The sequence below is a fragment of the Streptomyces sp. NPDC035033 genome (genome assembly GCF_040636735.1).
Classification (GTDB): domain Bacteria; phylum Actinomycetota; class Actinomycetes; order Streptomycetales; family Streptomycetaceae; genus Streptomyces.
On sequence record NZ_JBEZUZ010000034.1, the window covers coordinates 1 to 24202 of the forward strand.

General features: G+C 74.0%; 23 protein-coding genes and 1 riboswitch. Of the genes, 5 read left to right on the top strand and 18 right to left on the bottom strand.

Annotated features, from left to right (window positions below; all coding sequences use genetic code 11):
* Positions 1 to 56: 56 nt before the first annotated feature.
* The 4 genes from fxsA to AB0E83_RS16160 all read right to left on the bottom strand — a co-directional run bounded on the left by fxsA (position 57) and on the right by AB0E83_RS16160 (position 4111).
* On the bottom strand, positions 57 to 653 hold the full coding sequence (gene fxsA / locus AB0E83_RS16145) for an FxsA family membrane protein (protein ID WP_362111109.1): 597 nt from the start codon (positions 651 to 653) through the stop codon (positions 57 to 59).
* 89 nt (positions 654 to 742) lie between these two features.
* Positions 743 to 1543 carry a polyprenol monophosphomannose synthase gene (locus tag AB0E83_RS16150; protein WP_362111112.1) on the bottom strand — a complete coding sequence of 267 codons (801 nt, stop codon included), beginning with the start codon at positions 1541 to 1543 and terminating at the stop codon, positions 743 to 745.
* A gap of 423 nt (positions 1544 to 1966) precedes the next feature.
* The gene (locus tag AB0E83_RS16155) at positions 1967 to 3595 is read right to left on the bottom strand and encodes an amidohydrolase (RefSeq protein WP_362111115.1); all 1629 of its coding nucleotides are present in this window, start codon (positions 3593 to 3595) and stop codon (positions 1967 to 1969) included.
* 75 nt (positions 3596 to 3670) lie between these two features.
* Complete coding sequence (locus AB0E83_RS16160) at positions 3671 to 4111, bottom strand: Lrp/AsnC family transcriptional regulator (protein WP_030493658.1); 441 nt, start codon at positions 4109 to 4111, stop codon at positions 3671 to 3673.
* A 225-nt stretch (positions 4112 to 4336) separates the two neighbouring features.
* On the opposite strand from AB0E83_RS16160, the gene AB0E83_RS16165 reads away from it, so the two are divergent.
* Complete coding sequence (locus AB0E83_RS16165; RefSeq protein ID WP_362111118.1) at positions 4337 to 4705, top strand: hypothetical protein; 369 nt, start codon at positions 4337 to 4339, stop codon at positions 4703 to 4705.
* Positions 4706 to 4712: 7 nt separating this feature from the next.
* On the opposite strand, the gene AB0E83_RS16170 is transcribed toward AB0E83_RS16165, so the two are convergent.
* Both AB0E83_RS16170 and AB0E83_RS16175 read right to left on the bottom strand, forming a co-directional pair.
* Positions 4713 to 5816, bottom strand: a complete 1104-nt coding sequence (locus AB0E83_RS16170; RefSeq protein WP_362111121.1) for a phosphotransferase family protein — start codon at positions 5814 to 5816, stop codon at positions 4713 to 4715.
* Between the two features lie 53 nt (positions 5817 to 5869).
* Complete coding sequence (locus AB0E83_RS16175; RefSeq protein WP_362111264.1) at positions 5870 to 6931, bottom strand: hypothetical protein; 1062 nt, start codon at positions 6929 to 6931, stop codon at positions 5870 to 5872.
* A gap of 755 nt (positions 6932 to 7686) precedes the next feature.
* Here AB0E83_RS16175 and AB0E83_RS16180 point away from each other — a divergent pair.
* Positions 7687 to 7869, top strand: a complete 183-nt coding sequence (locus tag AB0E83_RS16180; RefSeq protein WP_362111124.1) for a hypothetical protein — start codon at positions 7687 to 7689, stop codon at positions 7867 to 7869.
* A gap of 12 nt (positions 7870 to 7881) precedes the next feature.
* Here the strand turns inward: AB0E83_RS16180 and AB0E83_RS16185 are convergent, their stop codons facing one another.
* Together AB0E83_RS16185 and AB0E83_RS16190 are read right to left on the bottom strand one after the other, a co-directional pair.
* On the bottom strand, positions 7882 to 8034 hold the full coding sequence (locus tag AB0E83_RS16185; protein WP_362111127.1) for an SCO1431 family membrane protein: 153 nt from the start codon (positions 8032 to 8034) through the stop codon (positions 7882 to 7884).
* A gap of 369 nt (positions 8035 to 8403) precedes the next feature.
* A complete protein-coding gene (locus tag AB0E83_RS16190) occupies positions 8404 to 9774 on the bottom strand; it encodes a peptidase C39 family protein (RefSeq protein ID WP_362111130.1) in 1371 nt (456 codons plus the stop codon).
* Between the two features lie 184 nt (positions 9775 to 9958).
* Between AB0E83_RS16190 and AB0E83_RS16195 the strand changes: the two genes are divergently transcribed.
* Together AB0E83_RS16195 and AB0E83_RS16200 are read left to right on the top strand one after the other, a co-directional pair.
* A complete protein-coding gene (locus AB0E83_RS16195) occupies positions 9959 to 10588 on the top strand; it encodes a hypothetical protein (protein ID WP_362111133.1) in 630 nt (209 codons plus the stop codon).
* A 309-nt stretch (positions 10589 to 10897) separates the two neighbouring features.
* Positions 10898 to 12817: an AAA family ATPase gene (locus AB0E83_RS16200; RefSeq protein ID WP_362111136.1), complete on the top strand. Its 1920-nt coding sequence runs from the start codon at positions 10898 to 10900 to the stop codon at positions 12815 to 12817.
* 42 nt (positions 12818 to 12859) lie between these two features.
* On the opposite strand, the gene AB0E83_RS16205 is transcribed toward AB0E83_RS16200, so the two are convergent.
* The 10 genes from AB0E83_RS16205 to ribD all read right to left on the bottom strand — a co-directional run bounded on the left by AB0E83_RS16205 (position 12860) and on the right by ribD (position 21326).
* A complete protein-coding gene (locus AB0E83_RS16205; protein WP_362111139.1) occupies positions 12860 to 13915 on the bottom strand; it encodes a hemolysin family protein in 1056 nt (351 codons plus the stop codon).
* Positions 13912 to 15252: a hemolysin family protein gene (locus AB0E83_RS16210; protein ID WP_362111140.1), complete on the bottom strand. Its 1341-nt coding sequence runs from the start codon at positions 15250 to 15252 to the stop codon at positions 13912 to 13914. The genes AB0E83_RS16205 and AB0E83_RS16210 overlap by 4 nt, the downstream gene beginning before the upstream one ends.
* Before the next feature lie 246 nt (positions 15253 to 15498).
* Positions 15499 to 15951, bottom strand: a complete 453-nt coding sequence (locus tag AB0E83_RS16215; RefSeq protein ID WP_362111143.1) for a PH domain-containing protein — start codon at positions 15949 to 15951, stop codon at positions 15499 to 15501.
* A 36-nt stretch (positions 15952 to 15987) separates the two neighbouring features.
* A complete protein-coding gene (hisG, locus tag AB0E83_RS16220) occupies positions 15988 to 16836 on the bottom strand; it encodes an ATP phosphoribosyltransferase (protein WP_362111146.1) in 849 nt (282 codons plus the stop codon).
* Positions 16837 to 16886: 50 nt separating this feature from the next.
* Positions 16887 to 17168 carry a phosphoribosyl-ATP diphosphatase gene (locus tag AB0E83_RS16225; protein WP_362111149.1) on the bottom strand — a complete coding sequence of 94 codons (282 nt, stop codon included), beginning with the start codon at positions 17166 to 17168 and terminating at the stop codon, positions 16887 to 16889.
* A gap of 46 nt (positions 17169 to 17214) precedes the next feature.
* Positions 17215 to 17712: a 6,7-dimethyl-8-ribityllumazine synthase gene (gene ribH, locus AB0E83_RS16230; protein WP_362111152.1), complete on the bottom strand. Its 498-nt coding sequence runs from the start codon at positions 17710 to 17712 to the stop codon at positions 17215 to 17217.
* A gap of 29 nt (positions 17713 to 17741) precedes the next feature.
* On the bottom strand, positions 17742 to 19013 hold the full coding sequence (locus tag AB0E83_RS16235; RefSeq protein WP_362111155.1) for a bifunctional 3,4-dihydroxy-2-butanone-4-phosphate synthase/GTP cyclohydrolase II: 1272 nt from the start codon (positions 19011 to 19013) through the stop codon (positions 17742 to 17744).
* A complete protein-coding gene (locus AB0E83_RS16240; RefSeq protein WP_362111267.1) occupies positions 19010 to 19597 on the bottom strand; it encodes a nicotinamide mononucleotide transporter family protein in 588 nt (195 codons plus the stop codon). The genes AB0E83_RS16235 and AB0E83_RS16240 overlap by 4 nt, the downstream gene beginning before the upstream one ends.
* Positions 19598 to 19641: 44 nt before the next feature.
* Positions 19642 to 20250 (bottom strand): riboflavin synthase, encoded by a 609-nt coding sequence (locus AB0E83_RS16245; protein WP_362111158.1) that lies wholly within the window; start codon positions 20248 to 20250, stop codon positions 19642 to 19644.
* A 2-nt stretch (positions 20251 to 20252) separates the two neighbouring features.
* Entirely contained in the window at positions 20253 to 21326 is a 1074-nt protein-coding gene (ribD, locus tag AB0E83_RS16250; protein WP_362111161.1) for a bifunctional diaminohydroxyphosphoribosylaminopyrimidine deaminase/5-amino-6-(5-phosphoribosylamino)uracil reductase RibD, read from the bottom strand.
* Between the two features lie 175 nt (positions 21327 to 21501).
* Positions 21502 to 21632, bottom strand: a riboswitch (FMN riboswitch).
* Between the two features lie 245 nt (positions 21633 to 21877).
* On the opposite strand from ribD, the gene AB0E83_RS16255 reads away from it, so the two are divergent.
* A complete protein-coding gene (locus tag AB0E83_RS16255; protein WP_362111270.1) occupies positions 21878 to 24199 on the top strand; it encodes a chitinase C-terminal domain-containing protein in 2322 nt (773 codons plus the stop codon).
* The last annotated feature ends 3 nt before the right edge of the window (positions 24200 to 24202 follow it).

Below are 24202 nucleotides of genomic sequence, written 5' to 3' on the forward strand. Positions count from 1 at the left end.
GGGGGCCCGGGGGCCCGCCCGTTCGGGGGCCGCTCGGGCCCCCGTACGGGCGGGGGTCAGGGGGTCAGCGGCGGGCGCTGCCCGTCGGCGGGGCCGTACGGCCCCCGGGGCGCGTCCTCGCGGACGACCTCGCCCTGGACCACCTTCCCGTCCGGGCGGTGGATACGGGCCTGCTGGAAGGCGTCCTGGAGGCTGCCGGGAGGCGCGGCGGCCATCCGGCGCTCCAGGGCCTTCTCCGCGGCGCGCCCGAGGGCGGCCCGGACCTGGGGCACGAGCAGCAGCAGGCCGGCGGCGTCGGAGATCAGGCCGGGGAGCATCAGGAGCAGGCCGCCCAGCATCAGGAAGCCGTTGCGGTCCTCGGCGCTCTTCCGGTCGGCCGCGTCCGGGACCGTGCCGCTCCGCGCGGCGTCCTGGGCCTGCTGGAAGGTGGAGGCGAGGTTGGCGAAGGCCCGCCGGCCGGCCCGCTTGACGACGGTGGCGCCGAGGACGGCGCCGCCGACGAGGAGCAACAGCACGGTGAGCCCGCCCGCCGCGTTCGCCACGACGGTGAGCAGCCAGATCTCCAGGACCAGCCAGGCGGCGAGGCCCAGCGGGAGGAAGGTGCGCGCGCGGGAGCGCCGGGGGGCGGAAGGGGGCGGTGCGCCGGTCGTCATGCCGTCCAGTGTGCCCGGCACGGCGCAGGAACGCCGTAAGGAAAAGATCGGCCCGGGCCGCGCGGGGCGGTCCGGGCCGGGGGCCGGGCTCAGCCGCGCTTGCGGCCGATGAGCTTGCCGACCTTCTCGGCGCGGGCGGTGAGGCCCCAGCCGGTGACGCGCCAGAGGGCCTCGACGAGGATGTCGCGGCTCATCTTGGAGTCGCCGACCTCGCGCTCGACGAAGGTGATGGGGACCTCGACGACGTGGAAGCCGGCGGCGACGGCCCGGCGGGCGAGGTCGACCTGGAAGCAGTAGCCCGCGGAGGCCACGTCCTCCAGGCCCAGGCCCTCCAGGGTCTCCTTGCGGAAGGCCCGGTAGCCGCCGGTGACGTCGCGGATCGGCACGTCGAGCATCACGCGGGAGTAGAGGCTGCCGCCGCGGGAGATGAACTCGCGGGACTTGGGCCAGTTCACGATCCGGCCGCCCGGCACCCAGCGGGAGCCGAGGACGAGGTCGGCGCCCTTGAGGGCGGTGAGCAGCCGGGGCAGCTCCTCGGGCTGGTGGGAGCCGTCGGCGTCCATCTCGACGAGGACGTCGAAGCCGTGCTCCATGCCCCAGCGGAAGCCGGCCAGGTAGGCGGCGCCCAGCCCCTCCTTGCCCTTGCGGTGCAGGACGTGGACCTGGTCGTCCTCCGCCGCGATCTCGTCGGCGAACTTGCCCGTGCCGTCGGGGCTGTTGTCGTCGGCGACGAGCACGTGCGCCTCCGGCACGGCCTCCCGCACGCGCGCGACGATCGGCCTGATGTTGTCCGCCTCGTTGTAGGTCGGAATGATCACCAAGGCCTTGCCGAGCGGGCCGTAACGCCTCTGGCCACCGTCGTTCACTACTGCCCCTTTGGATACTGACATGGACCCCCACCTTAGCGAGGTCTCTGGAGTATCCCTGTGGGCCGGGTGGTGTGAGACGTGCGACGCGGAAGCGGGGGGTGCGGTGCGGGGCCCGGCGTCCTTCGGGCCGACCCGGGGACCCGCCGGCTGCGGATCGGCACGAGGCCGTTGTCTACTGAACGCCCGGGCCCCACCCGGGTCGCACCTTCCGCCGGCGGGGCCTTCCCTCGCCGCCGAGGCGCGGGCGGCGGTCGCGCGGGCGAGGAGGCGTGGTCCGGTCGGACGTCCTGTGGTGGACGCGGGAGAACCTACCCGGCCCTGGCGGTCGCCTGTCAACACCTGCTTGACCTGCGGAGTTCCCGAGAAGCCGCAGGCCGGACGGGAAGATCCGCAGGTCGGGAAGGAACCCGTGGCACGTGCGTCCGGGTGACCGCCGGCCCCCCATCACTCGTTCGGACGTACGAAAACCGTCTGTCCGTGCACCACGGTCCGCAGGCAGACGGGGAGATCGACCCCCGGGGACAGATCGGGCAGACCGGGCGTGCCGGAGCGGGGATCGGTGGACCAGCGGGCCACCCGGTCGTCGGGCGCCTGGACGATCAGGTCGCCGGTCCGCCAGATCGCGTAGTCGGCGGGGGCGCCGGGGACGAGCGTGCCGGCGTCGTCCCGGCCGACCGCGCGCCAGCCGCCGCGCGTGTGGGCGGTGAAGGCGGCCCGGACCGAGACGCGGTGCTCGGGGGTGCGGTGGAAGGCGGCGGCCCGGACGGTCCCCCACGGGTCGAGCGGGGTGACCGGGCTGTCGGAGCCGAAGGCGAGCGGCACGCCGGCCCGGAGCAGGGCCGCGTACGGGTTGAGGGTGCGGGCCCGCTCGGCGCCGAGGCGCTCGGCGTACATGCCCTCCTCGCCGCCCCAGAGCGCGTCGAAGGCCGGCTGGACGGAGGCGGTGAGGCCGAGCTCGGCGAAGGCGGCGATCGTCTCGGGGGTGAGCATCTCGGCGTGCTCGACGCGGTGCCGGGCGGCCCGGATCCGGGCGAGGCCGAGCTTCTCGGAGGCGGCCCGGACGCCGTCGACGACGGCGGTGACGGCGGCGTCGCCGATGGCGTGGAAGCCGGCCTGGAGGCCCGCCTCGGTGCAGGCGACGACGTGGGCGGCGACGGTGGCGGCGTCCAGGTGGGCGGAGCCGGTGTGGCCGGCGGAGTCCGCGTACGGCTCGTGGAGGCAGGCGGTGTGCGAGCCGAGGGAGCCGTCGGCGAAGAGGTCGCCGGCCGCGCCGAGGGCGCCGAGCCCGCGGGCCCGCTCGATGTCGAGGTCGGCCCAGTAGCCGACCACGCGGGGGCCGGGTTCGCTGCGGGCGAGGTCCATCAGGCCGGTGAAGTCGTCCTCGGAGGAGATCCGCGGCCCGCCGCACTCGTGGAGGGTGCCGATGCCGAGGGAGGCGGCGTGGGCGCGGGCGGCGCGCTGGGCCTCGGTGCGCTGGCGCGGGGAGACGGCGGCGAAGGCGGCGGCGCGGACCGCGTGGTGGGCGTCGCCGGTCAGCGGGGCGCGGCCGCCGTGGAAGCCGTCCAGGTCCCGCACGCCGGGGACGAGGTCGAGCAGCGCGGTGGTGACGACGGCCGAGTGGACGTCGATCCGGGTGAGGTAGAGCGGGCGGCCGCCGGTGAGGCCGTCGAGTTCCTCGCGCGTGAGCGCGCGCCGCTCGGGCCAGCGGGAGGCGTCCCAGCCGTGCCCGATGAGGATGCGGTCCTCGGGGCGGGCGGCGGCGTGGGCGCGGATCAGCTCCGCCGCCTCGGCGAGCGAGGCGGCGGAGGACAGGTCGAGGCCGGTGAGCGCGAAGCCGGTGGCCGTGGTGTGGACGTGGGCGTCCACGAAGGCCGGGGTGACGAGCGCGCCCTCCAGGTCGATCACCTCGTCCACGCCGGAGGCGAAGGCGTCGGCGGCGCCCTCCTCGCCCACCCAGGCGACGTGACCGCGCTCCACCACCATGGCGGTGGCGAAGGGGTCGGCGGGGCTGTGGACTTCTCCACCGCGCAGCAGCACGGTGCGGTGTTCGCCGGAATTCAGGGTCTCGCTCATGCGACCAGGCTAGGGCCTGGCCGGTGGGCCGCGTCCGGTGGGCCGCGGCCCCGGTCGTGGCCCGCCGGCCAGGCCCTAGATGCGCGGCGGCCTGGCTTCGTACGGGGTGGACAGGACGACGGTGGTGCGGCTGGAGACGTGCGCCTGGGAGCGGATGCGGCTGAGCAGGTGCTCCAGCTCCAGGGGGGTGGCGACGCGGACCTTGAGGATGTAGTTCTCGTCGCCGGCGACGCTGTGGCAGGCCTCGATCTCGGGGATGTCGGCGAGCCGGTCGGGGGTGTCGTCGGGGGCGCTGGGGTCGAAGGGTTTGACCGAGATGAAGGCGGTCAGCGGGAGCCCCACCGCCTCGGGGTCGACGACGGCGGCATAGCCGCGGATGACACCGCGCTGCTCCAGGCGGCGGACGCGCTGATGCACGGCCGACGTGGACAGGCCGGTGGCCTTGCCCAGGTCGGTGTAGCTCATGCGCCCGTCCTTGACGAGCAACTCCACGATCTGACGATCCAGCTCCTCCATGCGCCGACCCTATTGCGCCGAAGGGTCCCGGGCCCAGCCGGGAGCGGGCCGTATGCACCGCTATCGGCCGCCACGGGGCACCTGCGCCGGGCATGTGACGAACGCCACAGGTTTGGCCCGGGCATCGGAGGGCCGCTCACGGTTATGCGGAGTTCCGCATGGGAAGGGCTTGCTGTGGTCCCGGCCGTACAGCATCGGCCGACCTGTCCGAGGGGGAGATTCTCCATGCAGGAGCCCGTTGATTCCGTCGACACGTCCGACGAGTTCGACGCGTACGACACGTTCGAGATGTTCCGGGTGATCTGCCCGGCGTGCGATCAGCCGATCGCCCTGCTGGCGGACGAGGACGCGCTGCCCGAGCACGCGCTGTGCCCGTCGCCGTGGAACCCCTTCACCCTGACGGTCTGCCCGGGCACCGGCCGGGCCGCCGCCGAGGCCCGCCCGGCCGACGACGGCCTGGGCGTCCAGGAGCAGGACACCGCGCTGCTGCTGACGCTCCCCCAGGGACTCGACTGGCGGACGCAGCCCTTCTCGCACATCGGCGGGCCGGGCTCGCGCCCGATCCGCGCGACGCAGCTGCGCCGCGCGGCGTAGGGCCCCGTCAGTCCTCGTCGGTCCAGTAGTCTCCGCGCACCATCGCCGCGAGGGCGGCGTGGTGCAGGATCAGGCGGTCGGGGTCCGCGGGGACCTCGACCTCGCCGAAGTACGCCTGGCGGTACGCGATCCTCAGCATCACGATCGCGTGCCGCAGCGCCGCGTACAGCGTGTGGAACTCCATCGCGCGCGGCGCGTGCCCGGTGAGTTCGGCGTACCGCCGCTCGACCGCCCCGCGGCGCAGGAGGCCGGGCAGGCCAGGCTGACCGAAGCCCACGGTCAGGTCCTGGAAGAAGCGGTGCAGGTAGACGGTCCAGCCGAGGTCCACCTCGCGGGGCGCGCAGGCCGCCATCTCCCAGTCGAGGACGGCGGCCGGGGCGAAGCCGTCGTAGACGATGTTCCCGATCCGGGCGTCGCCCCAGCAGAGCACCGCCGGCCCCTCGTCGTCCGGCCACAGCTCCTCCAGGCGCGCGAAGGCGGCCTCGATGAGCGGTGAGGGCGCGAGGCCGTCCACCACCCAGGCGTAGTAGGCGCGTTGGGCGTCGACGTGGCGGCGCAGCGGGCTGCCCGTGCCGTCCGGGAGCAGGAACTCGGCCTCCTTGGCCGGGAACTGGTCGTGCAGCCGGGCGAGGACCCCGACCGACTCCGCCTCCAGCGCGGCCCGCTGGGCGTCGGTGGCGGAGTGCAGCCAGTTCCCCTCGTACGTGTAGGGCATGACGTCCGGCGGGACGCGGCCCTCGGCGCGGGCCATCACGAAGAAGGGGGCGCCGAGCGGTTCCGGGTCCTCCTCCAGCCAGAGCACCCGCGGCACGGGCACGTCGGTGTGCTCGGCGACGAGCGCCATCACGCGGTGCTGGCGGGCCATGTCGTAGACGGGGAAGACGGTGTACGCGGCGGGATCGGCGGCCAGCCGGAGGGCACAGCCGCGCACGGGCGCGTCCGGGTGCTCCAGGTCGAAGAGCAGGGTCTCGCTGGACATGCCGTTGGACCCGGGGACGGCGGGGCCGGAGACCGTGGCGCCGGGCAGCCGGCGGTCGAGCCAGGCGGTGAGCCGGGCGGCCAGCTCCTCGGGGTCGCGGGTGGTGGTGCGGGGTCGGGGTGCCGTGGCCATGCGGGGCTCCTTCTCTCGGGGCTCGGTGGGCCTCCGGGCGCTGCGCGCCGGGCTCAGGGGGCGGTGGAGGCGAAGTCCGCGAAGCCGCTGGGGTCGTGACGGCCGAAGGAGCCGTGCTCGAAGATGCCGTGGCCGGTGCGGCCGTCGAGGGTGAAGCGGGCGGAGTGGTCGGTGACGCCGTAGGCGGCGAGCGGGTGGGCGGCCGGGTCCGAGAGGTCGTAGACGCGCCGGTCGGTCCAGTCGCGCCCCCGCCAGGTGCCGTGCTGCCAGTCGTCGGCGGGCGGGTAGCCCGCGCCGACGGCGAGCGGGGAGGAGGCGAGGACCTCGACGCCGATCTCCAGGGGCTTGCCGGTGGGGTCGGCGAGGTGGACGACGGCGCTCTCGGGGTGGCGGGTGCCGGACCGGTAGGAGATCTCGGTGCGGGGCCAGCCGAGCTGGACGTCCCGGTGCCCGTCGCGGACGAGGAGGGCCTGGTTGAGGGTGCGGTGGCCGTCGGCGTCCTCCTGCGCGACGACCATCACGAAGCGGTCGTCGAAGCGCATGGGCATCCAGAGCCAGTGGAAGCCCTCGGGGCGGAGCTCGGCGGCCCGGCCCGGCTCCTCGCCCGGGATCGGGCGGACGCCCCAGCTGCGGTCGCGGGTGCCGGTCCACTCCCCCGCCGTGACGTCGAACCGCTCGCCGCCGGCCCGTACGGTGCCCGTGCAGCGGCCGGCCTGGACGAAGCGGCGGCCCTCCAGGGTGAGCCGGCCGCCGGTGCGCTGGAGGTGGTGCGGCTCCCAGACGGCCGGGAAGTCGCCGGTCCAGGTGAGGTCGAAGGAGAGTCCGTCGGGGTCGGCCGGGTCGGCGGCGCAGCTCAGGGTGAAGCGCCGGAGCGGTTCGTCGACGGTGATCCGCAGCGGGCCGACCTCCAGCCGCAGCCGGTCGTCGCCGAGCGCGTCGGAGGCGCGGACGGCGTGCAGCCGGTCGCCGGTGCGCAGGGTGGCGTAGGCGTCGACGACCCCGGCGTTGGGGTAGACGCCGAGTCCGGCGATCAGCAGGGCGCGGCCGCGGTGGTCGAAGACGTGGAAGATGCAGCGGTCGTAGACGTTCCGGTCGCCGCTGACGTGGTGCTTCATCGACAGCGGGGCCTGGTGCACGGGGTATTCGTCGAGCGCGACGGGCCGGTCGTCGTCCACGGCTGACCTCCTGGTCCTCGAAGGAGATCTGACGGTACGTCAGCACGCGCGGCCGCGACCAGAGGCGTGCACGGCCGCGGGCGGCCCCGGGGCCCCGAGGGACGCGAGGAACCGGAGCGCGGGGAGGGCGGGGAGGGCGTACGGAGGCGCGGGCGGCCGGTGGCGTACGAGCCGGAGCGCGCGAAGGCCCGGAGCACCGAGGTACGCGGGTAAGGAGGCGTACGCGGGCACGGGGTACGCGGGGGGCATGCGCGAGCACGGAGTGCGCGGGAGGGGCGTACGCGGGTGCGGGGCGGCCGGAGGCGTACGCGGGCGCCGGACCGGGAAGCGGGAGGCGCGGCGGATCCGCGCGGGCGCGGGAAGCCGGGGGCGCGCGCGGGCGCGGGGCACCGGGCCGCCCGTCGGGGAAGGCGCGGGTAAGAGGCGAACTGCCGCTCGAATCCGTCCGGCGGTGACCCGACGGCCCGGGGCGCGTTGGTCCGGGCATGACCACGCTGCACTCCACACCCAGCGGAGTCGGTCGGCACCGGCAGGCCGAGCCGCACGGTGAAGAATCGGTTCCTCACAGGATTCCGGAGGCGCCGGAACCGTCCGGCCCCGCCTCCGCCGGAGCCGCGCCGGCCCCGGTCCCCGCCCAGGCGGCCCCGGAAAGGGCGCCCGCGTCCGCCCTCCTCCCGGCCGCGCTGCCCGCGCCGGTGCCCGTGCAGGTCCACCCGGACCCGCCGATCTACCAGGCCCTGTACGCGCTCTGGGCCAGCCAGGGACGCACCCTCCCGGGGCGCCGGGACGCCGAGTGGACACGGCTCGCCGCCGGCCCGGTCTGGGCCGACCGGACCGTCCGGGTCAGCGGGGTCCTGGTCCCGCCCGCCGCGCGGTGATCGCCCGCCGGGTCACATGAGACCCGCGCGGGTGACCAGGACGGCGAGGAGGACGACGAGGGTCCAGCCGAGGACGTGCTCCAGGATCTCGGGGCCCCGGTCGTCGTCGGGCCCGCCCGTACGGGTGCGCGACAGCAGACGGCCGGCGAAGGTGGTGGTGCTCATGGCCACCACCATGAGGCACCGGGGCGGCCCCGGACCAGAGACGTCGCTCACACCCGGGCCCGCCCCTCCGCGCCCCCGGAGGCCCCCGGCGCCCCGAAGCGCCCCGCCCCGCACGGGAATCGGCCGCCCGGGAAGACGCGGGCAGCGGCCCCTCCTGTGCCGCACACCACTTTCCCGCGCGCCGCCTCCCCGCTCGCCCGTACCGCTCGGCGCGGCCGCGGGGGCCGCACCGGTCCGTCGGGCCGGAGGGGCGGGGCGGGGCGGACGCGAGGTGCGCCGCGCCGGCGAGGCGGCGGGCCGGCGGCGCGAGGCCGCCGCGCCGGAGCGCCCCGAAGCCGTGGAGGTGTGGGCGGCGGGGGCCGCCCCCGCTCACAGCAGGCCGAGCGAGCGCAGGGCACGGTGCTGGGCCGGCGTCGGGCCGACCGGCCAGAAGACGTAGCAGACCCCGCCCGTACCGCTTCTGACCCTGCCGTTCGCGTCGTAGCGCTTGGTGCGCAGCCAGATGTTCTCCCACTCGCGCCGCCGGTAGACGCGGCGGACGGCCTCGTTGTCCGGGGAGGCGGGGTCGTTGGCGACCACGTCGCCGTCGGGGGTGAAGCCGACCACGGTCATGAGGTGGCCGGAGGTGCCGTACCCGGCGCCGGTCAGCTCCTCCTTGTGGAAGGACTGGGACGTGATGACCGGGATCCCGGCGCGGATCAGGGTCTCCAGCTCGGTGAGCGAGCGGAGCCGGGTCACGACCGCGTTCAGGTCGGGGTAGGTGGCGGCGTAGGCGGTGTTGAAGGACCAGTTGCCGCAGCCCGCGTACTGGAAGTCGTAGGTGAAGCGGGCCGCGTGACAGACCTGCGGGTCGGCGAAGGCGGGGTTCACCCAGGCCAGGTCCTCGGCGGAGGGGCCGCGCCCCCAGTACTCGACGACCATCTGGGAGGAGGTCGGGCTGCACCAGGCCTCGCCGCCGTTGTCGTACTCGGGGTACTGGCCGATGTGGGTGTTCTGCGAGTAGCGGGGGACGGCCAGCTCGCGGGCGGGGCCGGGCGCGGAGGCCGGGACGGTGAACCGGTCCGGGACGTCCGAGGCCATCGCGCCGAGCCGCCAGACGGTGGGGGTGAGCGCGGTGCCGGGGCGGCGGTACAGCGTGAGCCTCAGCCGGTACGCGGCGAGCCGGAGGCCGCTCGCCGGGTCGTCGACCGCGAAGGTGTCGGTCCAGACGCTGCTCCGGCCGTCGGTCTGGTCGTCCACCGAGGTGCGCCGGATGTCGGTGTCGCCGGAGGCCCACCGGCCCATCACGTACCACGGGGTGTCCGTCCCGTCGGAGTACGTGCCGGACAGCTCGACCTGGAGCCAGGTGCCGGCCGGGGTCCGCGCGTTCCAGGAGGCGACCACCTCGGTGGCGGGCACCGCCGGGGCGTGCGCGGGCGAGGTCCAGCGGGCGTACTCCCAGGTGGAGGTGAGCCCGGTGTGCGGGTCGGTGTGGTCGGTGCGGCCCAGGGGGGTCTCCAGGACCAGGCCGGGGCGGCGCCCGGCGACGGCCCGGGTGCCCTCGGCCGTCCCGGACCGCCAGTCGGGGTAGGCGGACCAGAAGCGGTTGGCGACGGTCCCGGGCGCCCGGGGGCCGGTCTCCCCGCCGGGCGCGGAAACGGGCACGGTCGCCGCGGCCGGTGCGGCTCCGGCCGCGACGGGGGCCGTGGCGGCCGCGAGCGCCGCGGCGAGGACGGTCCGGCGGGACGCTGATCCGGGCATGGCGAGGACCCCCAGTCTGGGACGGTACGGCGATCGGACGGGGTTGCGCGGGCCCACTATCCCGGCTCGGCGGGGCCCGGCGCCAGCACTTCGGCCCGCGTCGCCGCCACCGTCATGGGTGTGGACCACTGACGGCGGTACCACGCTGACCTGCGACGGCACCCCCTGGCCTACCCTGGGCCGCATGGACGACCTCGACCGCGCGGCCCGCGCGCTGCTCCGGCTGCCGCCCTCGCTGGGGCCGGTGCGGCTCGTCGCGGTCGACGGCCACGCCGGCTCCGGCAAGTCCACCCTCGCCGGCCGGCTCGCCGCCGCCCTCGGCGGGGCGCCCGTCCTCCGGCTCGACGACCTCGCCACCCACGAGGAGTTGTTCTCCTGGACCGGCCGGCTGCGCGAGCAGGTCCTGGAGCCGCTGGGGCGCGGCGCGACCGCGCGCTACCACCCGTACGACTGGGTCCTGCGGCGCTTCGGCCCCGCCCGCGCACTGCCCCCCGCGCCGGTGGTGCTCGTGGAGGGGGTGGGGGCCGGGCGGCGGGAGCTGCGCCCGCACCTGGCGTGGCTGCTGTGGATGGAGCTGCCGGCCGGGGCGTCCTGGGAGCGGGGCCGGCGCCGGGACGGACCGGAGCAGGCGGAGTTCTGGGACGGCTGGGTGGTGGCGGAGACTCGCCATTTCTCCGGGGACCCGTCGCGGCCCTTCGCCGACACGCTGGTACGGGAGCGGGGCGAGGGGTACGACTGGCTTCCCGGGCCCGCTGTGACGGTGGGCACGGACCAGATCATCACCCACCGTGACGGCCTGATGGCAGTGGACTGAGTCCCCGGAATTCCGCTTCCGCAAGTGCCTCAACTCCGCTTGACCCCGGGGGCGTACAGGTCTTACGTTCTGAATGTGCGGCTTTTCGACAGCCGCCGCGGACACGAAGCCCCCGGTTGTTCCCCCGTGACCGGGGGCTTCGTTCTGCCCTCCACGGCCCTCACGGAGCCCCTTCCGACCCTGTGTGATCACCGAGGGTCACCGCTTCCGGATCTTTCGCTTCTCCTTAAGGGCACCGGCCCTGCGCAGGTACGATGCCCGCAGGTGCGGTCAAATCCCGTCCATACGCCGACGGTTGTGGGGGACCCGATGGACATCGGCACGCAGGGCCCGCAGGCCCCCGCCGAGCTCGCCTGGCTGCGCGGAGTGGACGCCTACACGATGGGCGCCTATCCGCAGGCCGAGGAGGAGTTCCGGGCCGCGGTGCGGAGCGATCCCGGCATGGCGGACGCCTGGCTGGGGCTGCACGCGCTCCGGGTGGACACGACGACCGCGCTGCTGCGCATGTACCGCAGCCGCGAGCGCTTCGGCGAACAGCGCGCCCGGCACCGCCGCACCCTCAACTCCTGGTACTGGCTGGGCTGGTGGGTGCAGCCGGTGCTGGAGAGCCCGCGCGACCTGCTGCTCGCGCACGCCTCCCACTGGCTCGACGGGCGGCACGTGCCGGAGCTCGACCGGGCGCTCGCCGAGCTGCCGCCGGTCGACACCGACCCGCAGGTCCGCTTCCTGCACGCCTGCCGTGCCTACCTGGTCAAGGACTGGGAGCAGCTGGTCCGGCACACCGAACCGCTCGTGGACGACCCGCTGCTCGGCATCGAGGCCGGGCTCTTCGGCGGCATGGCCCGGGTGCGCCTGGAGATGTACGGGCAGGCCGAGCCGCTGCTCTCGGCGGCCCTGATGCGCTGCCGCAGCGAACAGCCGCAGCGCAAGGAGCTGCGCTACTGGCTGGCCCGCGCCCACGAGGGCACCGGCCGCAGCGCCGCCGCCCTCCCCCTCTACCGCGCGGTGCACCGGGTCGACCCGGCCTTCATGGACACCGCGGCCCGGCTCGCCGCCATCGCCGAGTACGACGGCTTCGACGGGCTCGACGGCATGGACGAGCAGGCCGGGCTCGCCACGATCGCCCTCGGCGCGGCCGGCGGCGCCCCCGGCCAGGACGGCACGGACACCGTCCCCGGCCCCGAGGCGGAGCCCGGCGCCCTCGGCGGCGACGGGCCGCGCCGCTCCCCGGACCCGGTGCCGCCCGGCCCGCCGGCCGCGCCCCCGGAGGTCGTACGGCACAGCTCGCCGGTGCCCCCGCAGCCCGGGCCGCCGCGCTTCCCGGCCGGGCCGACCGATCCGGTGCTGCTCGCCGAGGCGCTGGCCGAGCTGGAGGGCATGGTCGGGCTCGAACCGGTGAAGCGGCAGGTCAAGGCGTTGTCGGCGCAGCTGGAGATGGCCCGGCTGCGGGCCGGCCAGGGGCTTCCGGTGCAGCCGCCGAAGCGGCACTTCGTCTTCTCCGGGCCGTCCGGCACCGGCAAGACGACCGTGGCGCGGATCCTCGGCCGGGTCTTCTACGCGCTCGGCCTGCTCGGCGGCGACCATCTGGTGGAGGCGCAACGGGCCGATCTCGTCGGCGAGTTCCTGGGCCAGACGGCGGTGAAGGCGAACGAGCTGATCGACTCGGCGGTCGGCGGGGTGCTCTTCGTCGACGAGGCGTACGCGCTCTCCAACTCCGGCTACAGCAAGGGCGACGCCTACGGCGACGAAGCCCTCCAGGTGCTGCTGAAGCGGGCCGAGGACAACCGGGACCACCTCGTCGTCATCCTGGCGGGCTACCCGGAGGGCATGGACCGGCTGCTCGCGGCCAACCCCGGGCTCTCCTCCCGGTTCACCACCCGGGTCGACTTCCCCTCGTACCGGCCGCTCGAACTGACCGCGATCGGCGAGGTGCTGGCCGCCGCCAACGGCGACGGCTGGGACGAGGAGGCCCTGGAGGAGCTGCGGTCGATCAACGCCCACGTCGTCGAGCAGGGCTGGATCGACGAGCTGGGCAACGGGCGCTTCCTGCGCACCCTGTACGAGAAGTCCTGCGCCTACCGGGACCTGCGGCTCTCCGGCTACCCGGGCACGCTCACCCGCGACGACCTGGCGACGCTGCGGCTCGCGGACCTGATGCAGGCGTACGGGGAGGTCCTGTCGGGCCGCGGTCCGGCGGACCGCGGCCCCCAGCAGGACCCCCCGTTCTGAGCCGCCGGGCCGTCCCTTCCGGATCGTGCCGGAAGGGCCGGCCTAGGCCACGGGCGCCGGGGCGGGGGCCAGCCGGTGCGCGGGGTCGCGGACCTCGCCCACCAGCATCTCCAGGACGTCCTCCAGGGCGACCAGGCCGAGGACCCGGCCGGAGCCGTCGGCGACCTGCGCGAGGTGGGTCGCGGCCCTTCGCATCACGGTGAGGGCGTCGTCGAGCGGCAGCTCGGCGCGGAGCGTCGCCATCGGGCGCCACAGCTGCTGCGGCACCGCCCGCTCCCGCTCCTCCAGGTCCAGGACGTCCTTCACGTGCACGAAGCCCGGGAAGACGCCCTGGCGGTGGCCCTCGGCGCGGACCGGGAAGCGCGAGTAGCCGGTCCGTACGGTCAGCCGCTCGACCTCCTCCGGGGTGACCGACGGCGGGACGGTGACGAGGGCGGCGGCCGGGATGAGGACGTCGATGACCGGGCGGCTGCCCAGCTCCAGGGCGTCCTCCAGGCGCTCCTGCGCGGCCGGGTCGAGGAGTCCGGCCTGCCCGGCGTCCTCCACCAGGCGCCCGAGCTGGGCGGAGGTGAAGACGGCCTCGACCTCGTCCTTCGCCTCCACCCCGAAGGCCCGCAGGACCAGCCGGGAGCAGGCTCCCAGGGCGGTCGTCACCGGCCGGCAGAGCCGGGCGAAGCCGACCAGGGCGGGGGCGAGCCAGAGCGCGGTCCGTTCGGGCGCCGCCATCGCGAGGTTCTTCGGGACCATCTCGCCGATGACGAGGTGGAGGAAGACGACCACGGCGAGGGCGATCACGTAGCCGAGCGGGTGGATGAGCCCGGCCGGCACGCCGACGGCGTGGAAGGCCGGTTCGAGCAGGTGGGCGACGGTCGGTTCGGCGACCGCGCCGAGCGTGAGCGAGCAGACGGTGATGCCGAACTGGGCGGCGGCCATCATCCGCGGCAGGTTCTCCAGGCCGTACAGGACCCGCTTGGCGCGGGCCCCGCCGAGCGGCTCGATCTGGCTGCGGCGGACGGAGACGAGCGCGAACTCGGCGCCGACGAAGAAGCCGTTGGCCAGGACGAGGAGCAGGGCGAGGAGGAGTTGCAGGGTGCTCATCGGACCGCCTCCGCCGCCACCGGCACCGGGGCGGTGCGCACGATCCGGACCCGTTCGGCCCGGAAGCGGTCCACCCGGCGCACCGAGAGCCGCCAGCCGGGCAGTTCGGCCCGGTCGCCCGGGGCCGGGATCCGGCCGAGCAGGTCGGCGACGAGCCCGGCGACGGTCTCGTACGGGCCGTCCGGCACGTCGAGGCCTATCCGGCGCAGGGTGTGGACCCGGCAGGAGCCGTCGGCCTCCCAGGCGGGCCGGCCGTCCTCGGCGGGCGCGGCGGCCAGCTCGGGGCGGGCGTCGGCGGCGGTGTCGTGCTCGTCGCGGACCTCGCCGACGAGCTCCTCGACGATGTCCTCCAGGGTGACCACGCCGGCCGTGCCGCCGTACTCGTCGACGACGACGGCGATCGGCTGCTCGCGGCGCAGCCGCTCCAGGAGGGTCTGGACGGGCAGCGTCTCGGGGACGAGCAGCGGCGGGACGGCGATCCGCCCGACGGAGGTGCGCGGCCGGGCGCCGGGGGCGACGGCGAGCGCGTCCTTGAGGTGGACCATGCCGACGACCTCGTCGATGCGGTCCCGGTAGACGGGGAAGCGCGAGAGGCCGGTGGCGCGGGTGAGGTTGAGGACGTCGGCCGCGGTGGCGTCCCACTGGAGGGCGCTGACCTTCACGCGCGGGGTCATGACCTGCTCGGCGGTGAGCCCGCCGAGGGACAGGGTCCGTACGAAGAGGTCGGCGGTGTCCTGTTCGAGGGCGCCGGCCCGGGCCGAGTGCCGGGCGAGGGATTCCAGCTCGCCGGGGGTGCGGACGGAGTCCAGCTCCTCGGTGGGCTCGACGCCGAGCGCGCGGACGAGGCCGTTCGCCACCCGGTTGAGCAGGGCGATCACCGGCCGGAAGGCGGCGGAGAAGCGGCGCTGCGGGGCGGCGACGAAGCGGGCGACCTGGAGCGGCCGGGAGACCGCCCAGTTCTTGGGGACGAGCTCGCCGACGACCATCTGCACCGCCGAGGCGAGCAGCATGCCGATCACCACGGCGACCCCGGGGACGGCGCCCGGGGGCAGCCCGGTGGCGGTCAGCGGGGCGCTGAGCAGGCCGGCGAGCGCGGGCTCGGCGAGCATGCCGACGACGAGCGAGGTGAGGGTGATGCCGAGCTGGGTGCCGGAGAGCTGGAAGGACAGCTCGCGCAGCGCCGAGACGACGGTGCGGGCGCGCCGGTCACCGGCGGCCGCGGCCCGCTCGGCCTCCGCGCGCTCGACGGTCACGAGACCGAACTCGGCGGCGACGAAGAAGCCGTTGGCGAGGATCAGGAGGAAGGCTGCCAGGAGGAGCAGCAGGGAGACGATCATGCCGCCGCCTCGGAAGAGGGGGCGGCGCGGGTACTACCGGACGATCCGTCCATTGCCGGAGGGAGTCACTCCTCGGGTCGAAGGGTGGCCTCGCGGGCCGCCGGCGGCGGCCCTGCGCATGCGCGAGGCGGTGGTGCGCCCGGCACCACCGCCTCAAGAGTAGTCACGCGGACGCCCCGCGTGGCAGGGGGGACGCCCCGGATGGGGGACGGGCCGGGGTCCGGCCCTGACGCCCTCCCCCGGGGTTCAGGCCGTCTCGGCGCCGGTGCCCCGGCTGTCCGCGAGGGCCCGCAGGGCGCGGGCGTCCCTGATCGCGGACGCCTTGGCGATGCCCGGCTGGATGCCGAGGACGGGCAGGCTGGTGCCGTCGCTGAGGTCGAGGAAGACCCACGGGTCGCCGGGACGCAGGTTGACGCGGAGGATCTCCGCCCAGGCGAGGCGCCGGGTGCGGGTGATGTTGACGACCGTGACGCCCTCGTCGTCGGCGACGACCTTGGGGCGGCTGAGCATCACCAGCACGCCGAGGAAGAGTGCGGCGGTGAAGACGAAGCTGGCGCGCTCCCCCGGCCCGAGCCGCTCCAGCATCAGCGCCACGGCGGTGATCGCCGCGAACATGGCGACGCCCACGGTCAGCAGGACGGCGCGGGTGCGGCCCGGCCGGAAGGTGACCGGGAGGGCGGGCGTGGTCGGGTCGGACATCGGGGTTCCTCGGTGCCAGGAGTGGTGCGGCGGGGCTCAGAGACGGCAGGCGTGGATGGCGGTGGTGAGGATCGCGCGGGCGCCCAGCTCGTACAGGTCGTCCATGATCCGCTGCGCGTCCTTGGCGGGGACCATGGCGCGGACGGCGACCCAGCCCTCGTTGTGCAGCGGGGAGATGGTCGGCGACTCCAGGCCCGGGGTGAGGGCGACGGCCTGCTCCAGGTGCTCGGCGCGGCAGTCGTAGTCCATCATCACGTAGCTGCGGGCGACCAGGACGCCCTGGAGGCGGCGCAGGAACTGCTGGACCTGCGGGTGGTCGGTCTCGGCGCCGTGGCGGCGGATCACGACCGCCTCGGAGGTGAGGATCGGCTCGCCGATGACCTCCAGGCCCGCGTTGCGCAGGCTGGTGCCGGTCTCGACGACGTCGGCGATGACCTGGGCGACGCCCAGCTGGATCGCGGTCTCGACGGCGCCGTCCAGGTGGACGACGGAGGCGTCGATCCCCTGGTCGGCGAGGTGCTTGGCGACGATGCCCTCGTAGGAGGTGGCGATCGTCATGCCGCCGAAGTCCTCGGGGCCCTTGGCGGTGCCGGGGCGGGTGGCGTAGCGGAAGGTGGAGCGGCCGAAGTTCAGCGCCAGGATCTCCTCGGCGCTGGCGCCGGAGTCGAGGAGCAGGTCACGGCCGGTGATGCCGATGTCCAGCTTCCCGGAGGCCACGTAGATGGCGATGTCCTTGGGCCGCAGGTAGAAGAACTCGACCTCGTTGTCGGGGTCGATGACCACCAGTTCCTTGGACTCCTTGCGCTGGCGGTAGCCGGCCTCATGGAGCATGGCCGACGCAGGTCCGGAGAGGGAACCCTTGTTGGGGACGGCGATGCGCAGCATGGGATGGGCTTCCTTTGCCTGGGAGTGGTGGGGAGACGGGGGGCGGGTGCTCAGAGGTGGGCGTAGACGTCGTCGAGGGAGATCCCGCGGGCGACCATCATCACCTGGACGTGGTACAGCAGCTGCGAGATCTCCTCGGCGGCGGCTTCCTTGCCCTCGTACTCGGCGGCCATCCAGACCTCGGCGGCCTCCTCGACGACCTTCTTGCCGATGGCGTGGACGCCCTTGCCGACCAGCTCCGCGGTGCGGGAGGTGGTGGGGTCACCGGTCTCGGCCTTGAGCTTGAGCTCGGCGAAGAGCTCTTCGAAGTTCTTCCGGGTTTCGTTCGCCATGATGTCCTTAGGGTACGGGTTCATCCGGAGCCCCCGCCGCCGGGGTTCACTCCGTGGACTTCCGCCAGGGCTCGCTGACCGTCCGGAGGGTGGTGGCGGTGGCGACGGCGGCGGTGACCGCTTCGTGGCCCTTGTCCTCGTTCGACCCCTCCAGGCCGGCGCGGTCCAGTGCCTGCTCCTCGTTGTCGCAGGTCAGCACGCCGAAGCCGACGGGCACCCCGGTGTCGATCGAGACCTGCACCAGGCCCTGGGTGACGCCCTGGCACACGTAGTCGAAGTGGGGGGTGCCGCCGCGGATGACCACGCCGAGAGCGACGATCGCGTCGTAGCCGCGCTCCGCGAGGACCTTGGCCACGACGGGGAGTTCGAAGCTGCCGGGGACGCGGAGCAGGGTGGGCTCGTCGATGCCCAGTTCGGACAGGGCGCGCAGGGCGCCGTCGACGAGGCCGTCCATGATCTTCTCGTGCCACTGGGCCGCGACCACCGCGACCCGCAGGTCGCCGCAGTTCTTCACGCTGAGGACGGGTGCGCCCTTGCCGCTCATGATTCTCCTTGCCGGTCGTACGGGGGTGGTTACTGGTTGCCGCAGGTGGGGGCCGGGGAGCCGTCCAGCCAGGGGAGGTCGTGGCCCATCCGGTCCCGCTTGGTGCGCAGGTAGCGGAGGTTGTGCTCGCCGGCCGAGACGGGCATCGGCTCGCGGCCCTCGACGGCGAGGCCGTGCCGGGCGAGGGCGTCGATCTTGTCGGGGTTGTTGGTCATCAGGCGGAGGCTGCGGACGCCGAGGTCGGCGAGGATCCGCGCGCCGGCCGCGTAGTCGCGGGCGTCGGCGGGCAGGCCGAGTTCGAGGTTGGCGTCGAGGGTGTCGCGGCCGCGTTCCTGGAGCTCGTACGCGCGCAGCTTGGAGAGCAGGCCGATGCCGCGCCCCTCGTGGCCGCGGAGGTAGACGACGACGCCGCGGCCGGCCTCCTGGATGCGGTCCATGGACGCCTGGAGCTGGGGGCCGCAGTCGCAGCGCAGCGAGTGGAAGACGTCGCCGGTGAGGCATTCGGAGTGGACCCGGACGAGGACGTCGGTGCCGTCGCCGATCTCGCCGTGGACGAGGGCGACGTGCTCGACGCCGTCGACGGTGGAGCGGTAGCCGTAGGCGGTGAAGTCGCCGTGGGCGGTGGGGAGGTGGACCTCGGCCTCGCGGCGGACGGTGGGCTCGGCGGAGCGGCGGTAGGCGATCAGGTCCTCGATGGAGATGATCGTCAGGCCGTGCTTGCGGGCGAAGGGGACCAGCTCGGGCAGCCGGAGCATCACGCCGTCCTCGCCGGCGATCTCGACGATCGCGCCGGCCGGGCGGAGGCCCGCGAGGCGGGCGAGGTCGACGGCGGCCTCGGTGTGGCCGGGGCGGGCGAGGACGCCGCCCTCGCGGGCGCGCAGCGGGAAGATGTGGCCGGGGCGGACGAAGTCGGACGGCTCGTGGTGCCCGCTCGCGAGCATGCGGAGGGTGGTGGCGCGGTCGGCGGCGGAGATGCCGGTGGTGACGCCGTGCTCGGCGCTCGCGTCGACGGAGACGGCGAAGGCGGTCCGCATCGACTCGGTGTTGTGCTCGACCATCTGCGGGAGGTGGAGCCGCTCCAGCTCGTCGTGCTCCATCGGGGCGCAGATCAGGCCGCGGCACTCGCTCATCATGAAGGCGACGACCTCGGGGGTGGCCTTCTCGGCGGCCATGACGAGGTCGCCCTCGTTCTCCCGGTCCTCGTCGTCGACGACGACGACGGGACGGCCGGCGGCGATGTCGCGGATGGCCTGCTCGACGGGGTCGAGGGCGAGGTTCTCGTCGATGTCCCAGACGCTCATGCGGGGGCTCCTTCCAGGGCGGGGGTGCGGGACCGGAGCCACCAGTCGCGCATGCCCCACAGGACGAGGGCGAAGTAGACGACGTAGACGAGGCCGGAGAAGGCCAGGCCGCTGCTGAAGGCGAGGGGGACGCCGACGAGGTCGACGAGGAGCCAGGCGAACCAGAACTCGACCAGGCCGCGGGCCTGGGCGACCATCGCGACGAGGGTGCCGACGAAGATGTACGCGTCGGCCCACGGGCTCCAGGAGAGCGACGGGTAGAGGGTGAAGAGGCCGCCGACGGCGAGGGTGCCGAGGACGGCGCCGCCGGCGAGGAGGCCGCGCTCCTTCCAGGTGGCGAAGCGGACGGCGATGGAGCCGTCCTGGGCCTGCCGCCTCCCGCGGTTCCACTGCCACCAGCCCCAGGCGGCGACGCCGATGACGAGGAGCTGCTTGCCGACGCCGCCGGCGAGGTTCGCGGAGGCGTAGGCGCCGACGAGGATCAGGCCGGAGAGGAGCTGGGCGGGCCAGGTGAGGATGGAGCGGCGCCAGCCGAGGGCCAGGGCCACGAGGCCGATGGTGTTGCCGATCATGTCGGACCACATGATGTGCTGGTCGAGGACGGTGAACGCCTCGGAGTTGAGCCAGTTCACTTGACGTTCTCCTGTCCGTTCGGGCCGAGCAGCCGCTCGACGTACTTGGCGATGACGTCCACTTCGAGGTTGACCGGGGCGCCGGGCTGCTTGAGGCCGAGCGTGGTCAGCGCGAGGGTGGTGGGGATGAGGCTGATGGTGAACCAGTCGTCGCCGACCCCGACGACGGTGAGGCTGACGCCGTCGACGGTGATGGAGCCCTTCTCGACGACGTAGCGGGCGAGCGGGGCGGGGAGGCCGACCTTGACGAGCTCCCAGTGTTCGGAGGGGGTCCGCTCCAGGATCGTGCCGGTGCCGTCCACGTGGCCCTGGACGATGTGGCCGCCGAGCCGGCCGCCGACCGCCATGGGGCGCTCCAGGTTGACCCGGGAGCCGGGCTCCAGGGCGCCGAGGGAGGAGCGCAGGAGCGTCTCGGCCATGACGTCGGCGGTGAACTCGCCGTCACCGGTCTCGACCACCGTCAGACAGACGCCGTTGACGGCGATGGAGTCGCCGTGGCGGGCGCCCTCGGTGACGACGGGGCCGCGGAGGCGGAAGCGGGAGGCGTCCGGCAGCTGCTCGACGGCGACGACCTCGCCCAGCTCTTCGACGATTCCGGTGAACACGGTCAGGCTCCCTGGATGGTGGCGGTGATGCGGAGGTCGGTGCCGATGCGGACGGTCTCGGTGATGTCGAGCCGGGCCGCGTCGACGAGGGTGGTGATCCCGGCGTCGGCGAGGGCGTTCGGGCCCGCGCCGAGGAGGACCGGGGCGAGGTAGCCGACGACCTGGTCGACGGCGCCCGCGGCGAGGAAGGCGCCCGCGAGGGCGGGGCCGCCTTCGAGGAGGACGGAGCGGACGCCCCGCCGGTGGAGGGCGTCCAGGAGGGCGGGGACGGAGAGGCCGCCGGCCGCCCTGGGGAGGCGTACGACGTCGGGGAGGGAGGTCTCGGCGTCCTCGGCGACGGCGATCAGGGTGGGGGCGGCGTCGTCGAGGACGCGGGCTCCGGGCTTCACGGCGCTCGCCTCGGTGTCGACGACGACCCGGAGCGGCTGGACGGCGCCCTCGACGCCGCGGACGGCGAGGTGGGGGTCGTCGGTGCGGGCGGTGCCGGAGCCGACGACGACGGCGTCGGCCTCGGCGCGCAGCCGGTGGACGTCGGCGCGGGAGGCGGCGGAGCTGATCCAGCGGGAGGTGCCGTCGGCGGCGGCGATCCGGCCGTCGAGGGTGGCGGCGTACTTCCAGCGGACGAAGGGGCGGCCGGTGCGGACGGAGGTGAGCCAGGCGAGGTTGCCGGCCTCGGCCTCGTCCGCCAGGAGGCCCTCCTCGACCTGGACGCCGGCCGCGCGGAGGGTGTCCGCGCCGCCGCCGGCCTGCGGGTTCGGGTCGGCGACGGCGTAGACCACGCGGGCGATCCCGGCCTCGATCAGGGCCTGGGCGCAGGGGCCGGTGCGGCCCGTGTGGTTGCAGGGTTCGAGGGTGACGTGGGCGGTGCCGCCGCGGGCCAGGACGCCGGCCGCGCGCAGGGCGTGGACCTCGGCGTGGGGGCCGCCGGCGCGCTGGTGCCAGCCCTCGCCGACGACGTGGCCGGAGGCGTCGGTGACGACGCAGCCGACGACGGGGTTGGGGCTGGTGGCGCCGAGTCCGCGGGCGGCGAGCTCCACGGCGCGTCGCATGGCGGTGATGTCGGCCTGCGGGTCCACCGGTGTCCTCCTGCCTCTTCGGGCACGGACTCCGGGGCCTGTCGATGACGACAGAGAGCGGGTACGACGCTACGCGCGGGGTGTGCCGGTACGGCCGGAGGTCCACGGGTGCGCCGACGGGAACCGCGGCGACCAGCGGACGTACGGCCGGCACACCCCGGTGAGGGGTCGCCCGCCGCGCACTGCCTCCCATCCGGACTTTCACCGTCGGTCCAGGAATCTCACCTGGTCAACCGGCCGCTGGCTTGCGGACGGGTCGCGGACTATACCGCCGGTTCGGAATTACACCGACCCCGGAGTGCGCTGCTGCTGATACACGGCCAGTGTGCCACGCCCTGTCAACGGGCATGCACACGAACCCTGTGCGATGACTCACACGATCCCACGGGAATCCGGGTTGGTCCAGACCTATTGACGCACTGGTCTAGTCCTCTTAATGTCCGTGTCACCTCCGCGGAACGGCCCGCCGGTGTGCGCACGCCTCGGGCCCAACACGTACCACCCCCTTGTTCGTTGCGTGTTTCTTCACCCTCCCCGAGGAGGACCTGATCGTGCTGTCCCCCACGACCAAGAGAGCGTCGCTGCTCGCGTCCGGTGCCGCCGTCGCTGGCCTGCTGCTCAGCTCGCTCGCCGGCGGCGTCTCGTACGCCGCCGACAACGAGTCCTGTCGCCCCGACGGCCTGTACAAGACGCCCGGCGTCGACGTCCCCTACTGCTCGGTCTACGACACCGAGGGCCGCGAGAAGATGGGCGCCGACCACCAGCGCCGCGTCATCGGCTACTTCACGGGCTGGCGCACCGGCAAGAACGGCGAGCCCGCCTACCTGGCCAACAACATCCCGTGGGACAAGATCACCCACATCAACTACGCCTTCGGCCACATCGGCGGCGACAACAAGCTCTCGGTCGGCACGGACGGCCCGAACAACGCCGCCACCGGCATGACCTGGCCCGGCGTGGCCGGCGCCGAGATGGACCCGGCCCTCCCCTACAAGGGCCACTTCAACCTGCTGAACAAGTTCAAGAAGCAGCACCCGGACGTCAAGACGCTGATCTCGGTCGGCGGCTGGGCGGAGACCGGCGGCTACTTCGCCGACAACGGCGACCGGGTGAACTCCGGCGGCTTCTACTCGATGGCCACCAACGCCGACGGCTCGGTCAACCAGGCCGGCATCGACACCTTCGCGACCTCCGCGGTCGACTTCATCCGCAAGTACGGGTTCAACGGCGTCGACATCGACTACGAGTACCCGACCACCATGAAGGACGCGGGCAACCCGCTCGACTGGACCTTCGCCAACGCGCGCCGCGCGGGCCTGGTCCAGGGCTACGCCGCCCTCATGAAGACCCTGCGCGAGAAGCTCGACGCGGCCGGCGCCGCCGACGGCAGGCACTACCTGCTGACCGTCGCCGCCCCGTCCTCCGGCTACCTGCTGCGCGGCATGGAGACCTTCCAGGTCCAGAAGTACCTGGACTACGTCAACATCATGTCGTACGACCTGCACGGCGCCTGGAACGAGTACGTCGGCCCCAACGCCTCGCTCTTCGACGACGGCAAGGACGGCGAGCTCGCCGCCGCCAACGTCTACGGCTCCGCCCAGTACGGCAACATCGGCTACCTCAACACCGACTGGGCCTACCACTACTTCCGCGGCTCCATGCCGGCCGGCCGCATCAACATCGGCCTGCCGTACTACACCCGCGGCCACAAGAACGTGCAGGGCGGCACCGACGGCCTCTGGGGCAAGGCCACCGCGGCCACCTGCCCGGCCGGCGCCGGCCTGACCAAGTGCGGCGACGGCGCCACCGGCATCGACAACCTGTGGCACGACAAGGACACCGCGGGCAAGGAGTCGCCCGCCGGCTCCAACCCGATGTGGCACGCCAAGAACCTGGAGAAGGGGATCGTCGGCGACTACGTCACGAAGTACGGATTCCCGGCGAACACCACCCTGACCGGCACCTACGCCCGCAAGTACGACTCGACCCTGGTCGCGCCGTGGCTGTGGAACGCCGAGAAGAAGGTCTTCCTCTCCACCGAGGACGAGCAGTCCGTGGCCGCCAAGGCCGACTACGTGGTCGACCGCGGCATCGGCGGCACCATGGTCTGGGAGATGGCCGGCGACTACGCCTGGAACGCCGCCAAGGGCCAGTACGAGATGGGCTCCACGCTCACCTCGCTGATGTACGACAAGTTCAAGGCCGCCACCCCGTACGGCGCCAAGAAGTCCAACAAGGCGCTGCCGACCCAGGCCGTGAACATCGAGACCGCCTTCACCGAGTTCAAGCTGGGCGACTCGAACTACCCGATCACACCCAAGCTGAAGATCACCAACCGGACGAACACCACGCTGCCCGGCGGCACGGAGTTCCAGTTCGACTACGGCACCTCGGCCCCGGCCAACGCCTCCGACCAGTCCGGCTTCGGCACCAAGGTCATCAGCAGCGACCACACCGGCTCCAACGTGGGCGGTCTGAAGGGCGACTTCCACCGGGTCTCCCTGAAGCTCCCGGCCTGGCAGTCGCTCGCCCCGGGCGCCACGGTCGACCTCTCGTTCAACTACTACCTGCCGGTGTCCACCCCCTCCAACTGGACGGTGAACATCAACGGCACCACCTACGCCCTCGCCGGCGACCTGGCGCGCGGCACGACGGTCGTGGAGCCGGGCACCGGCACCACCCCGACCACCCCGCCGACGACGACGCCGCCCACCGGCTGCACCGCCCCGGCGTACGTGGCCGGCACGGTCTACAACGCGGGCAACGAGGTCTCCCACAAGGGCCACACGTGGAAGGCCCAGTGGTGGACCCAGAACCAGGAGCCGGGCACGACCGGCGAGTGGGGCGTCTGGAAGGACCTCGGCACCTGCTGACGC